The sequence below is a fragment of the Planktothrix rubescens CCAP 1459/22 genome (assembly GCA_904830895.1).
Classification (GTDB): domain Bacteria; phylum Cyanobacteriota; class Cyanobacteriia; order Cyanobacteriales; family Microcoleaceae; genus Planktothrix; species Planktothrix agardhii.
This window is the reverse complement of record LR882958.1, coordinates 1,249,211-1,262,610: the sequence shown is the minus strand read 5'-3', so window position 1 is coordinate 1,262,610 and position 13,400 is coordinate 1,249,211. Positions and strand designations below refer to the sequence as shown.

15 protein-coding genes are annotated in these 13,400 nt (G+C 41.0%); 6 read left to right on the top strand and 9 right to left on the bottom strand.

Annotated elements, in window-relative coordinates; all coding sequences use genetic code 11:
- Positions 1-225 precede the first annotated feature (225 nt).
- Positions 226-651 carry a Tery_1686 family protein gene (locus tag NMG86_RS05925; protein ID WP_026797224.1) on the top strand — a complete coding sequence of 142 codons (426 nt, stop codon included), beginning with the start codon at positions 226-228 and terminating at the stop codon, positions 649-651.
- Between the two features lie 23 nt (positions 652-674).
- Here NMG86_RS05925 and NMG86_RS05920 read toward each other — a convergent pair whose 3' ends face one another.
- Positions 675-1,157 (bottom strand): GNAT family N-acetyltransferase, encoded by a 483-nt coding sequence (locus NMG86_RS05920; RefSeq protein ID WP_026789071.1) that lies wholly within the window; start codon positions 1,155-1,157, stop codon positions 675-677.
- Positions 1,158-1,161: 4 nt separating this feature from the next.
- A complete protein-coding gene (gene patD, locus NMG86_RS05915) occupies positions 1,162-1,539 on the bottom strand; it encodes a heterocyst frequency control protein PatD (protein WP_026789070.1) in 378 nt (125 codons plus the stop codon).
- 334 nt (positions 1,540-1,873) lie between these two features.
- Here patD and NMG86_RS05910 point away from each other — a divergent pair, with 334 nt between their 5' ends.
- Positions 1,874-4,144 (top strand): RelA/SpoT family protein, encoded by a 2,271-nt coding sequence (locus tag NMG86_RS05910; RefSeq protein WP_026789069.1) that lies wholly within the window; start codon positions 1,874-1,876, stop codon positions 4,142-4,144.
- Between the two features lie 106 nt (positions 4,145-4,250).
- On the opposite strand, the gene queG is transcribed toward NMG86_RS05910, so the two are convergent.
- The 7 genes from queG to NMG86_RS05875 form a co-directional block, all read right to left on the bottom strand.
- Positions 4,251-5,180 carry a tRNA epoxyqueuosine(34) reductase QueG gene (queG, locus tag NMG86_RS05905; protein WP_026789068.1) on the bottom strand — a complete coding sequence of 310 codons (930 nt, stop codon included), beginning with the start codon at positions 5,178-5,180 and terminating at the stop codon, positions 4,251-4,253.
- A 235-nt stretch (positions 5,181-5,415) separates the two neighbouring features.
- On the bottom strand, positions 5,416-5,847 hold the full coding sequence (locus NMG86_RS05900) for an ATP-binding protein (protein WP_026789067.1): 432 nt from the start codon (positions 5,845-5,847) through the stop codon (positions 5,416-5,418).
- A complete protein-coding gene (locus NMG86_RS05895; RefSeq protein ID WP_026794381.1) occupies positions 5,837-7,528 on the bottom strand; it encodes a SpoIIE family protein phosphatase in 1,692 nt (563 codons plus the stop codon). The genes NMG86_RS05900 and NMG86_RS05895 overlap by 11 nt, the downstream gene beginning before the upstream one ends.
- A gap of 91 nt (positions 7,529-7,619) precedes the next feature.
- Positions 7,620-7,877, bottom strand: coding sequence for a hypothetical protein (locus NMG86_RS05890; protein WP_026789065.1), 258 nt, complete (start codon positions 7,875-7,877; stop codon positions 7,620-7,622).
- Between the two features lie 15 nt (positions 7,878-7,892).
- Positions 7,893-8,159 (bottom strand): hypothetical protein, encoded by a 267-nt coding sequence (locus NMG86_RS05885; RefSeq protein WP_042152946.1) that lies wholly within the window; start codon positions 8,157-8,159, stop codon positions 7,893-7,895.
- Between the two features lie 75 nt (positions 8,160-8,234).
- Positions 8,235-8,480, bottom strand: coding sequence for an HNH endonuclease (locus NMG86_RS05880; protein ID WP_026789064.1), 246 nt, complete (start codon positions 8,478-8,480; stop codon positions 8,235-8,237).
- Between the two features lie 190 nt (positions 8,481-8,670).
- Positions 8,671-9,159 carry a hypothetical protein gene (locus NMG86_RS05875; protein ID WP_026789063.1) on the bottom strand — a complete coding sequence of 163 codons (489 nt, stop codon included), beginning with the start codon at positions 9,157-9,159 and terminating at the stop codon, positions 8,671-8,673.
- 238 nt (positions 9,160-9,397) lie between these two features.
- Here NMG86_RS05875 and plsX point away from each other — a divergent pair, with 238 nt between their 5' ends.
- The 4 genes from plsX (at position 9,398) to NMG86_RS05855 (ending at position 13,387) form a co-directional block, all read left to right on the top strand.
- Positions 9,398-10,441, top strand: coding sequence for a phosphate acyltransferase PlsX (plsX, locus tag NMG86_RS05870; RefSeq protein ID WP_026789062.1), 1,044 nt, complete (start codon positions 9,398-9,400; stop codon positions 10,439-10,441).
- A 47-nt stretch (positions 10,442-10,488) separates the two neighbouring features.
- Positions 10,489-11,481, top strand: coding sequence for a beta-ketoacyl-ACP synthase III (locus NMG86_RS05865; protein ID WP_026797223.1), 993 nt, complete (start codon positions 10,489-10,491; stop codon positions 11,479-11,481).
- A gap of 58 nt (positions 11,482-11,539) precedes the next feature.
- Positions 11,540-12,397, top strand: a complete 858-nt coding sequence (gene fabD, locus NMG86_RS05860) for an ACP S-malonyltransferase (protein WP_026797222.1) — start codon at positions 11,540-11,542, stop codon at positions 12,395-12,397.
- Positions 12,398-12,595: 198 nt separating this feature from the next.
- Entirely contained in the window at positions 12,596-13,387 is a 792-nt protein-coding gene (locus NMG86_RS05855; protein ID WP_026789059.1) for an alpha/beta fold hydrolase, read from the top strand.
- The last annotated feature ends 13 nt before the right edge of the window (positions 13,388-13,400 follow it).

Below are 13,400 nucleotides of genomic sequence, written 5' to 3'. Positions count from 1 at the left end.
TTTAAACCCAAATTTTCGATAAACTGATACTCAAACTGAACTCTTGATCTTAACCATTCCCCATTCCCGATCACGGATTTAAGCGGATTACGCAGATTAACACAGATTAAAATCCGTGAAATCCGTGAAATCTTCTTAAATCCGTGATCCCCATTACCCATAACCTATAGTTAATCTAAGTTAATTCCAGGTACTCAGACAGTTGTTTTTAAGGAGAGTAGGTTCGTGAATGCTGCTGAACAGGCGAATAACGTGGTGGTTGCCAGCAAAATTGCATCGGTTGTGACTTTATTTAAAACTCAATTTCCCGACGCCCGGGTCGATCTCAAACCCTGGACAAATGACCCAGAGACGCGAGAACTGGTTGATCCTGATTCTATTGATATTGGTTTCCACTTCCCGGGTCGGAGTCGGTTATTGCAAAGTCGCTGCATTTTAATTGAAATTCGATTTTATCACGATCCGATTGATCAAACCCGTCGGGTCATTGGTGTTGAAGCCGCCGGATATGACCATCAAGGACAACAGTGGAAACTCTCCACCATTGAAAATTGGAATTTTGTCGGCAAAACGGAACCCAAACCCGAATCGGCGGAAAAATTAAAACTCTTTTGTCGGCAAATTTTCCAACTATTTAATCCTAACCCGTAGTGAGTCCTGAAGGACTCAATCTTTTATATAACCATTTTTCTATAAACCAAATCACAACGTTTGGTTTCGACTCCCGTTGTAGGTTCATAACCAGAATGTTCATAGAGTTGTACCGCTTCGTTTAAAACCGATGCGGTTTCGATCCAAATTTCCTTAAACCCTTTTTGTTTAATGGTTTGTTCTAATTGTAATAACAGAAACTTTCCTAATCCCTTTCCTCTAGCTTCGGATAATAAATACATTTTTCTAATTTCTACCGCCAGATTTCCCCGTTTAATCGGGTAAAATCCAGCCGTTCCGATTAATCTTTGATTCTGTTCTATAACCCAAAATTCTCCCCCAGTCTGTTGATAATATTTCTCCACTTTATAAACGTCCACATCCGCGCCATCAGGTTCACAACCTAAGCCATATTCAGTTAAAACAGAATCAATTAAATCCACCGCTTCCTGACGATCCTGCGGTTGCCAATCTCGAATGAAAAAATTGTGATATTGAGTGTTCATGCTATTACAGACCTTTGATCTCCCCTAACTTCAAAATATCCTCAGAATAACTTAATAAAGTATTAAGGCGGTTTTGAATTGGGATCAGACGATTGTTAAAGGTGGCACTTTGACGGGCGGCTTGCAGAAATTTGAAATCCATTTCTAGCAGTCGCATCTGTTTATGGGTTTCGGTTAAATAGGATTGAATTGGAGACTCAACAGGGGGATCAAAATCACCATCGCTGATCCCCATAATTTCGGTTTCAAAGGTGGCTTTTAGCTGCTGAAAACTTTGTTTTAAACCGATGGGATCAACCGGAACTAAAATTAGCTTACGATCAAACTGTTTTAAGCTATTTTGGAACTGGGCGATCGCTTCACAGGCAGATTTTGACAACATATTATTAAGAAACTTGTCTACAATTATTAAATAATAAATAAGTATTGTGATCGGGTTTTTGCCCGTTTTTAGCTAAATCCGATCCGCTACCCCATAGACCAAATCCTGATATTCAGGGAGATTTGCGGTTAAGCCTCTGCTGTAAAAATGGATTAAGAGGCAGATTAAGCTTACCTTAAGAGGTGTTATTCTTCTATAAAGTGCAATTCAATTCCGTGAAACTTAACCCTTTCACTCGTTGGGGATTTTATCCTTTGCACAAGTATAAAAAAGCACATAACTTTTAGTTATCTGATCGTTTTATCAGTATTATTACCCTTTAGGTGGAACTATCATGAATATTAAAACCCTTGCCAAAAAAGACTTTTCCTATGATTGTAGCATCCCCGATTGGTTGCAACAGTGTATGGAGATATCTGGAGATCTAGTCAAATCTGATACATCTGTTTCAAAAAACGGCGATTTAATTGTGCGGGCGTTTCAATTTGCCTATCAATTGCATCGGGGACAGTATCGCAAATCAGGAGAACCCTATATTAATCATCCCATTGCCGTAGCGGGTTTATTGCGCTATTTAGGAGGGGATTCGGCGATGGTGGCGGCCGGTTTTCTCCATGACATTATTGAAGATACCGAAGTCACCCCGGAAGAACTAGAACAGCATTTTGGGGCGGAAGTTCGTCATTTAGTCGAAGGCGTCACCAAACTATCTAAATTTAATTTTTCTAATACCACAGAACGTCAAGCGGAAAACTTCCGCCGGATGTTTTTAGCCATGGCGAAAGATATTCGGGTGATTGTAGTTAAACTCGCTGACCGACTCCATAATATGCGAACTTTGGACTTTTTACCCGAACATAAACAGCGTAGCATTGCCTTAGAAACCCGCGAAATTTTTGCCCCCCTAGCTAACCGTTTAGGCATCGGTCGGTTAAAATGGGAATTAGAAGATCTATCCTTCAAATATTTAGAACCGGAAGCATACAAAAATATTAAGGAATTAGTTTTTGATCGCCGAGCATTTCGAGAAGAAAAATTAGCCCAACTTGCTCAAGTTTTACGAGAAAGACTAGAGAAAGCGGGAATTAAATGTTATGAAGTTAGTGGACGACCTAAACATCTGTATGGCATTTATAAAAAAATGAACCAAAGACAGAAACAGTTCCATGAAATTTATGATATTGCCGCTTTACGGGTGATTGTTGAAACTAATGAAGAATGTTATCGGACTTTGGCAATTGTTCATGATGCTTTCCGTCCAATTCCGGGTCGTTTTAAAGATTATATTGGATTACCTAAACCTAACCGCTATCAGTCCTTACATACGGGGGTAATTGGCAATACGGGAAGATCCGTTGAAGTCCAAATTCGTACCGTAGAAATGCACCATATTGCTGAATATGGGATTGCCGCCCATTGGAAGTATAAAGAAAAGGGCAATTCTAATATGGGTGAAGTCACCGGAATGGATGATAAATTCACTTGGTTACGGCAATTATTAGAGTGGCAAAGTGATTTAAAAGATGCTACAGAATATCTGGAAAGTGTTAAGAGTAATTTAGAGTTTGATGATGTTTATGTCTTTACCCCAGAGGGAGATGTAATTGCTTTAACTCACGGGGCGACCCCGGTGGATTTTGCCTATCGGATTCATAGTGAAGTTGGGAATCATTGTAAAGGGGCAAAGGTAAATGAGCGAATTGTAACCTTAGATACTCCCCTGAAAAATGGCGATATTGTGGAAATATTAACCCAGAAAAATATTCGCCCTAGTTTAGATTGGTTGAATTTTGTTAAAACCAATACTGCTAAAAACCGGATTCGTCAGTGGTATAAGCGATCGCACCGGGATGAAAATATCGACCGAGGACGGGAATTATTAGAGAAAGAAATGGGAAAAAATGGCTTTGAATCCCTGCTCAAATCTGAACGGATGGTATCGGTGTCTAAGCGCTTTAACTATCATAATGTTGATGATTTATTAGCCGCATTAGGTTATGGGGAAATCACTTTAAATTTAGTGGTGAATCGTTTGCGGGATGTGTTGAAATCCCAGAATCAAATTCAAACGGTTTCTCAAGAACTGACTACCACTTCCTTACAGGTTCCTCACCTACCTTCCTATTCTCAACTTCCGTCTTCTTCCCCCAGTAATTCTCCGATTACGGGAGTTGAAGGATTACTTTATCATATTGCAGGATGTTGTAATCCGATTCCAGGGGAACCGATTATTGGGGTTGTCACCCGCACAAAAGGAATTTCCATTCATCAACAAGGGTGTTCTAATACCTTAACCGTGGAGGGAGAAAGATTCGTTCCTTTGAGTTGGAATCCTAACTATCAACAGGGCGGACGTCCTCAAACTTATGGGGTAAATGTTTGTATTGAAGTATTGGATCGAGTGGGGGTTTTGAATGATATTTTATCCCGTTTGAAAGATAATAATATTAATGTTTGTAGTGCCCAAGTTAAGACTTTTCCCGATGCTCCGGCGTTAATTGAATTGGGAATTGAAATTTGCGATCGCGAACAGTTTGAACGCACTTGTACCCAAATCAAAAATATCAGCGATGTATTAACCTTGCGTCGAATTAATAGTAAATAAGTCGAAAACTGGTGATTACAGACGTTTGGTCGATCCCCCTAAATCCCCCTACAAACAAAATTAGGGACTCAAATTGAGTCCCCAATTTTCTCCGATTTTTTTTGTATTAATAATCCAAATTTGCTCGCGCATTCCGACGCCACATTTGCGGTTTAATTCGTCGTAAAGCAGAAGCCCGAAATCGTTGATCCCATTCGGTTTCAGAAAGTTCGGCTAATTCGGTTAATTTAGGAGCAATATTTTCAGGATAGGGCTGAAATTCTGGAACATCAGTTTCCTGGGCAAAACGTTGATTCCAAGGACAAACTTCTTGACAAATATCACATCCAGCGACCCAACCGTTTAAATTTTTGCTAATATTTTCTGGTAAGGTTTCTGCCCGATTTTCGATGGTATGATAGGCAATACAACGGTTAGCATCTACCACAAATGGTTGAGTAATTGCCCCCGTGGGACAGGCTTCTAAACATCGGGTACAAGTCCCACAATGTTGAGTATGGGGAATATCGGGAGTTAGAATTAAATTAGTTAAAATTTCCCCTAAAAATACCCAAGATCCGTATTTTGTGGTAATCAGATTACTATTTTTAGAAATCCATCCAATTCCGGCTTTTTCTGCCCAAACTTTATCTTGAATTGGCCCGGTATCGGCATAATATCTAGCTTGAATTCCTGTTGCTTGTTGTTGTAACCATTCGGAAAAAGTCTTTAATTTTTTATGTAAAACCTTATGATAATCTCGTCCCCGGGCATAACGAGAAATTTTACCCAATTCGGGATTATCGGGTACTTGATCGGGGGTATAATAGTTAAGTGCTACACAAATAACCGATGCAACTTCTGGCATTAATTCACGAATATTTTGGCGTTTGGGGCTATTCATCCAAGCCATATCCGCCGCATATCCTTGATCTAACCAAGATTGTAGGTGTTGACGGTTTTGTTCGGTTTCAGTAATTGCCGCAATCCCAACTTGATGAAATCCCAAATCTAGGGCTTTTTGTTTAACTAGATTGGTGTTAATTAGTGAATTCATAAAGACAAGCAGGAACCACAAAGACAGGAAGACACAAAGAAAGGAAAGGGGGTTTTGATGGGGTGATTAATATTTATAGCGCTACTCATTACAGTTAGGACACTTCTAAACCCTGTTCCCAGATCCGGTGTTCCCTGTTCCCTAGCGCGTAGTGCTATTTTTAAAAAAACTAATTGGGATACAGAAGGAGAAAATTTAACATTCCTCCTGTCTCCGGTTTGCATTGAATCAGCGCCTATGCTTTCGGGGTTTTATCGGGTAAACTCGCTTGTAATTTTAAACAATTGCCACCTTCAATTCGTAAAGAATAATCCACTCGATCCATTAATCGATTCATGATTAACCAACCATAACCATTTTCTTGTTTATCTTCTGGTTTGGGTGGATTATAATTATCGACTTCATAACCAGTACCGTGATCCCAAATTTCTAAGGAAATATCTCGTTCTTGTAATTCTAAACGAACCATCACAGGAAGATGGGGTTGATCGCGGTGAGCATGACGGATGACGTTGGAGTAAGCTTCTGCAAGGACAAGGCGAAACCGATTTGACTGACGGGGCCAATCGACGTGATCTCCTAGCTCGACTTCCAAACTGCTCAATAACCAGTTTTCAACGATGGTTAAAAACCTAATATCGCTCGGCACTTGAAGCTCAGTTTTCATCGGTCAACAAAACCTCCAGAGAGAGTATAGTCTGATCATCTTCCTGAACGGGATTATGTTCTCGGATAGCGGCTAATAAGCCATCTAAATTTAGTTTTTCTTGCTGTTGGAGTAACTTCCAAAGTCCCTCCTGTTGCAACATTGAACGAATGGCAGGACTGCCATCGCTTGTTTCTTGCACCACTGTAGCTTCAGTAATCCCATCACTGGTGACTAAAAATATATCACCTGGATTCAGGGTGAGACTGTCTCCTTTGCCTCTCCAGACGGGAAGAATTCCTAAAGGAATCCCACGGGTCTTGAGAAACAAAGGTTCGACGGGAACAGATGGATTTGGGTGATTTTCCCCCAGGTTACTATTCAGCCTTGACCAAACCAATGGATAAATATGTCCGGCATTGGCATAGGCTAAATGTCCCGTAGACGGGGTGTAACGAGCCACAACCATCGTAATAAAGTGATTATTACTGACTAAATCATCCGACAAAATGCTATTCAGATTTTGCATGACTTGATCGGGTTCTGGGGAAGTTTCCACGGAAAGTTCCCGACGCATGACGGAAATCGCACTGGCCATAAATAAGGCCGCCGGAACTCCTTTACCCGATACATCTCCCAAACCTACCCAAATATCTCCTTGGGGATGGGTAAAGACTTCAAAGAAATCTCCCCCGACTTCCCTAGCCGGATGACAACAGGCTTGTACTCGCAGGGTCTCAAACTCTGGCCAACTTTGACGCAGGAGATTATTTTGAATTTGGCTGGCGACCTTGAGTTCATTTTGCATCTGTTCGGCTAATTCTAGCGTGCGTTGATAGAGTTTGGCTTGGGACAGTGCTAAGGAGGCTTGTTCGGAAACTACTTCTAACAGTTGAATATCATCCTCTGACCAAGGCGAGGGACTGTTTTCTTGATAAATGGCTAATACTGCCAGTAAATCATGTTGATAGGTCAGGGGTAAAATGATTTGACTGACTGGGTTGGGGTTTTCCTCGATTTGAATTTGAGTATCTCGACTTTCTAAGACCCCTTGCATGGGGGTTTCGAGTTGAGATAACCAAGTTTGAACATTCTCTGTTTCTCCCCCATAAGAAAAAGTTTGAGCAGAAAGTTTCCCCGCTTCGGCAGAGCGAATACAGCAGCCCGTGGCATTAAAGGTTTCTCCCAGGGTACGAACAATCGTCTGGAGCATACTGGAGTAGTCTAGGGACTCTCGTAGGGCGCTGACGACATCGTTATATAGAGATTCCCGACGCAGGGCCCGGCGCAGGGTGTTTGTCCGTTGTTTGAAGAATTTGTATGTTTCCGAAGATTGTTGAATTACAGACTTGAGTTCTTCGGGATTCCAAGGTTTGGTGATATATTTGAAAACTTGGCCAGAGTTAATCGCTTCCACAAGGTCTTCGACATCCGTATATCCGGTTAACAGAATCCGAATGGTGTCTGGGAAACGTTCAACGGTTTTACCGAGAAATTCGGTTCCGTTCATTTCTGGCATTCGTTGATCAGAAATAATCACAGCCATTTCACCCTCGTCGTCGAGAATTTGCAGAGCTTTGAGGGCGCTGTCGGCCTTGAACACTTGGAAGTCCCGGCGAAATGTCCGAAACAACAAATCTAAGTTGTCTGGTTCGTCATCGACGACCATGAGTTTCAGCTTTCGACCATCTCCCCGACTCATGCGATTCTCTACTCCCAGATGAACAGATCAGGTGCTACCCATCTTATCAAAGAAATGGGTGCATACCCTTGAATCAAGAATCCCCCTACTCTCATAGATGGGGTTTGGGCAAAATACGGACAAATTTAACAATTTGACCTGTCACTTCAATTCCGATTAAATGATTTTCTAAAGTAAATCTATAAAAAATAGCACTGGAACCTAAAGATTTAAGTTCCGGTAAATCTTTGATGTTGTTAACCTCTTTAAATTCGACAAACACAAAATGATAGACCCTAGAATAAGCTGATGCTTCTAAGTTCATCAGGTCATGGACAAAAAAACGACCATAGCGAACATCGAGAGTCACGACAGGGTTATTTATTTACTCATTCACTTTTGGCATGGGACGATAGGTAGGATGTTCTGGATGGGTAGTGGTAGATCGATTATACTCAAAATTTAGCATTTGTAAGGCTTCATCATAGGTTAAGGAATCCCCGGGTCTGAGATTTTCCTTAGCTTCTTGAATGGCTTTGAGCATATAGGTATCATAAATTAGGATTTGTAAGGATTTCCATGCTTTCCCTAAGTCTTCTTCGGAGATCTGATCCACTAAGTAGTGCAGTTTTTTTCTAAGCGGATTTATCATCTTTACCAGTTCAAATCAAGAATTGGGTAGTCTGCATCTACTATTTTATCATTTTTGGGATCATGGGATCAATTTTCAATTTGTGAAGTGCCGTTTGAAACGGGGATCAAGATCGGCTTTTTTTTTCTGATTACATTGAAAACACAAGGTTTGTAAATTACTAATATCGTTAGATCCTCCCTTGGCTAAGGGAATAATATGATCAACAGTTAGTTGAGCTTCATTTTCCATTTTACCACAACTCTTACACTGATAATTGTCCCGTCCAAATACATATTTTCTGACTTCTGGGGGAATAAAAATTCTAGGGGTTTTATTCATGGTTTTATCATCATCCAACAATTGTTCTATTCTTTAATTAATTATATAGCAAACAGGGAACAGGGAACAACCCCCCCAAACCCCCCGTGCACGCAGGGCTAGGAACACCGGATAATACTTAGGGTTGTTTCATATCAGTATTAAAGTGTTACGACCTATTTAAGATTGCTATATTTCCTAACACCCTCCTTTAAAACTCCCCCAATTTTGACTTAATGCTCAAATCAAGATTCTGCCAATCTTTAAGACTAGATTGGGACAATGAAAGATATTTTTCAGAACCCAATTTCAACCTATTTTCCATCTCAGAATATAGATTATGGCTATTAGCTGCGGGAGAGGTAAAAGCATATTCAACCAAAGCTAAATTTAAAGCAAACCAGAGGTAATAAATCAATTGTACATTCCGATCACCTTCTAATTTCCCTAAAGAATTGTTTATGGCTGATGCAATTCTCCCAAACTCCTGTTCTGCCTTATAGTTAGCTGCCCCAATTTCACAAACAAGATCATAGTGTAAATCAGAATATTGATTTTTGGCTTTAGTCCAGAATTTATTAAACAGTTCATCACTATTAACTTTTTTTGAATTATCTCGATTATTAATAATACTGCAAATTATATTTGTTAGATCATCAATTGCAAAATATAAAGTGTAAATTTTTTCTATATTGTTCATGGCTATTGTTGAAAGTAGGGGAAAATTACATCATAAAATATCAATTTTTCTATGCGCTACATATAGCGTAATAGCGTAAGTCCTGATTCATTTATTATGCCGTTGATCGTGCCAGCACCAGATCAAGATTGACTCTATCACCCCAATTAAAAAGCCATCTCTCGCATCCGCGAGGAAAAGACAGGGCTTTAGAGCCGTTTTTTTGGTAAAATCCTGAAGGTTTCTCAAAAGTTGGTCAATGAGTTCAACTCGCGCACGAATTGCAATTGACGCTATGGGCGGAGATCATGCTCCTGCCGACATCGTTGCTGGAGCGCTAATGGCACAGGAAAAATGGGATGTAGAAGTCTTGTTGGTTGGCGACCCCGATCAAATTGAAGCAGCCCTCAAACACCACCATAGCAAGCTCCCTCTGTCTCAAATTATTCCGGCTGAAGGCACGATCGAAATGCACGAAGAAGCCTTGAGTGCGTTAAAACGCAAACCCAAAGCTTCGATTAACGTGGCTATGAATCTAGTTAGGCAAAAAAAAGCCGATGCTGTCGTCTCGGCGGGTCATTCCGGTGCAGCCATGGCCTCGGCTCTGTTGCGTTTAGGACGCCTACCGGGGATTGATCGCCCAGCGATCGGGGCCGTTTTACCCACCATGAAGCCTGATTCCCCGGTTTTGGTGTTAGATGTGGGGGCGAATGTCGATTGTCGGCCCAAATTTTTAGAACAGTTTGCTGTAATGGGATCGATTTACAGTCGTTATGTTCTGGGAACTTCTGAACCCAAAGTGGGGTTACTCAATATTGGTGAAGAATCCTGTAAGGGCAATGATCTGGCCATTCGTACCTATCAACTCCTAGAAAATCATCCTGAAATTGCCTTTAATGGAAACGCCGAAGGGCGGGATGTCCTGACGGGGAAATTTGATGTGATTGTCTGCGATGGTTTCGTGGGGAATGTGCTTTTGAAATTTGCTGAAGGAGTGGGAGAAGCGGTTTTACAAATGCTCAAGGAGGAATTAACCTCTGGATTACAGGCTAAATTAGGGACTACTCTGCTCAAACCTAGTTTAATGCGGTTTAAACAACGGGTGGATCATGTTGAACATGGGGGCGCCTTACTCCTTGGGGTGGCGGGGGTTTGCATTATTAGTCATGGATCTTCTAAAGCGGCAACGATTGCGAATGCGGTTCGTTTGGCCAAAGAAGCGATCGATAACCAAGTCCTAGAAAGGATTCAATCCCAATATCAAAAACACCCTCAACCGGATGAAAAGGTGATCAGTGGTTAATCGCTATTTCAGGGAATAGGGAACACCGGAACACCGGAACAGAAACAATGATAACAACAGGCATTTCAATTACGGGTTGCGGATCGGCTACACCCTCGGTTTTACTGGATAATCATGGACTCTCTGAACGGGTCGAAACCTCCGATGAATGGATTACTTCTCGCACCGGAATTACTCAGCGACGTTTAGCTGACCCTGATACGTCGTTGAGTCAATTAGCAATAGCGGCGGCTCAAAATGCGATCGCCATGGCAGCAATTGACCCGGCGGATATTGATTTGATTATCTTAGCTACATCCACGGCTGATGATCTGTTTGGCAGTGCTAGTTTTATTCAATATCAATTAGGTGCAACTAAAGCGGTGGCTTTTGATATGACCGCCGCCTGTTCGGGGTTTGTATTTGGGTTAGTCACCGCCTCTCAATTTATTCGCACTGGAGTCTATCAAAATGTTCTTTTAATTGGGGCTGATATTCTCTCCCGTTGGGTTGATTGGTCAGATCGCAGAACCTGTATTTTATTCGGAGATGGGGCCGGGGCGGTGGTTTTACAAGCGGATGAACGCGATCGCTTATTAGGATTTGAAATTAGAAGTGATGGTAGGCAAAATCAGTCTTTAAATTTATCCTATCGACCCGAACCACAGGAAATATTAACCGGAATTACGATTGGTCAAGGAACCTATAACCCGATTACGATGAATGGTCAAGAAATCTATAAATTTGCGGTAAAAAAGGTTCCAGAAGTCATTGAAAAAGCATTATTTAGAGCCAATTTAACCGTCGATCAAATTGATTGGTTAATTCTCCATCAAGCCAATCAACGTATTTTAAATGCGGTCGCAGAACGATTAAATATTCCCCCGAAAAAAGTGATTAGTAATTTGGCAAAATATGGTAATACTTCTGCGGCTTCGATTCCCTTAGCCCTCGATGAAGCGGTGCGAGAGGGAAAAATTAAACCGGGTGATCGGATTATGATATCTGGTTTTGGTGCGGGATTAACCTGGGGGGCGGCTTTGTTTGAATGGGGGAGGTAGGGGGGTGTCCCCGCTCATTAACAATTAACTATTAACAATTAACAATTGACTAATAAAAATGACAACAACAGCATGGATTTTTCCGGGTCAGGGTTCACAAAAAATTGGGATGGGATCGGATTTATTTGAACAATCTGAACATCAAGAACGATTAAAATTAGCTGAAAAAATTCTGGGTTGGTCTGTTCCTGAAATTTGTCAACATCCCGAAGATAAAATATCTCAAACTTTATATACTCAACCTAGTTTATATGTGGTTGAAAGCCTATTAGTTGATCATTTAAAAAAACAAGGACAATCCCCCGATTATGTTGCAGGTCATAGCTTAGGGGAATATGTGGCGTTATATGTTGCGGGGGTGTTTGATTTTGAAACGGGTTTGAAATTAGTTCAATGTCGGGCTGAATTAATGAATAGTTCGGTCGGGGGACAAATGGCGGCGTTAATTGGTTTTGATCGAGAACAACTGGATCAACAAATTCAACAAACCCCAAATATTGTTCTGGCGAATGATAATAGTGCCGCCCAGGTGGTAATTTCTGGAACCCCAGAAGCGGTTGATCATGTCTTAGCAAATATTAAAGTCAAACGGGCGGTAAAATTAAACGTTTCCGGCGCTTTTCATTCCCCCTTAATGCACCTAAGCGCCACACAATTTCAACAGGTTTTAGACGGAATTGCCTTTAATAATGCCAAAATTCCAGTTCTCTCCAATGTTGATCCCACACCCACAACTGATGCTACTCTGTTAAAACAACGTCTCACCCAACAAATGACGGGTTCTGTGCGATGGCGAGAAATTTGTTTACAATTATCAATATTAGGGGTGACACAAGTTGTAGAAATTGGCCCTGGAAACGTCCTTACAGGCTTAATGAAACGGACTTGTCCCGAAATTCTGTTACAAAACATATAACAACCGTTGTTGCCGTTGTTGCCGTTGTTGCGCTTCAGCGCAATCTGACAACCGTTGTTGCGCTTCAGCGCAATCTTAAGAGCCTTAACAACGACAACGAAAGAAAATATACTAAGGTTCGTTGTTGCACTTGAGGGCCTCTAAGATTGCGCTGAAGCGCAACAACGGGGAATATTAATTAGAATCACCTAAAATACTTTGAATTTTCTTAAACCCACTGATCCCAGACCCGATTTACCCCTATTCCTCTTTTTTCCAGGAATGGATGGAACAGGTCAACTATTCACAGTTCAAATTCCTCGGTTAATGGATGCGTTTGAAATTCGTTGTTTAACTATTCCCCAAACCGATCAATCTAACTGGGAAACCTTAGTTAAAAAAACTATAGATTTAATTGAAATAGAACGTAAAACTAACCCCAAACGGGAGATTTATTTATGTGGAGAATCCTTTGGGGGATGTTTGGCGTTATTAGTCACAATTTTTGCCCCCCATTGGTTTAGTCGTTTAATTTTAGTTAATCCCGCTTCATCTATTAAACAACAGCCTTGGTTACAATGGGGTTCCTATTTAACCCAATGGCTTCCCGATTGGTTTTATCCCAGTTCTATTGTTGGTTTATTGCCCTTTTTAGGAGCTTTAGGACGGATTGAAGCTTCAGAACGTCAAGCCCTATTAACAGCGATGAAGTCCGTTCCCCAAGGAACTTCAGTTTGGCGATTAGAATTATTGCGCCTATTTAAACCCAGTAAATCCGATCTGAATCGGGTTAATATTCCGGTTTTAGTAATTGCCAGTGGTGCTGATAGATTATTACCTTCTGTGTTAGAAGCAAGATTTTTAACCCAAACTTTACCTAATGCTCAAATGGTGGTTTTACCCGATAGCGGTCATGCCTGTTTATTAGAAAGAGATACTGATTTATACACAATAATTCAGGCTTATTCTGTTGCTGAAGAAAGCGATCGCCGGGTTCAATATCAGAGCTAATCCTCTACAAAAT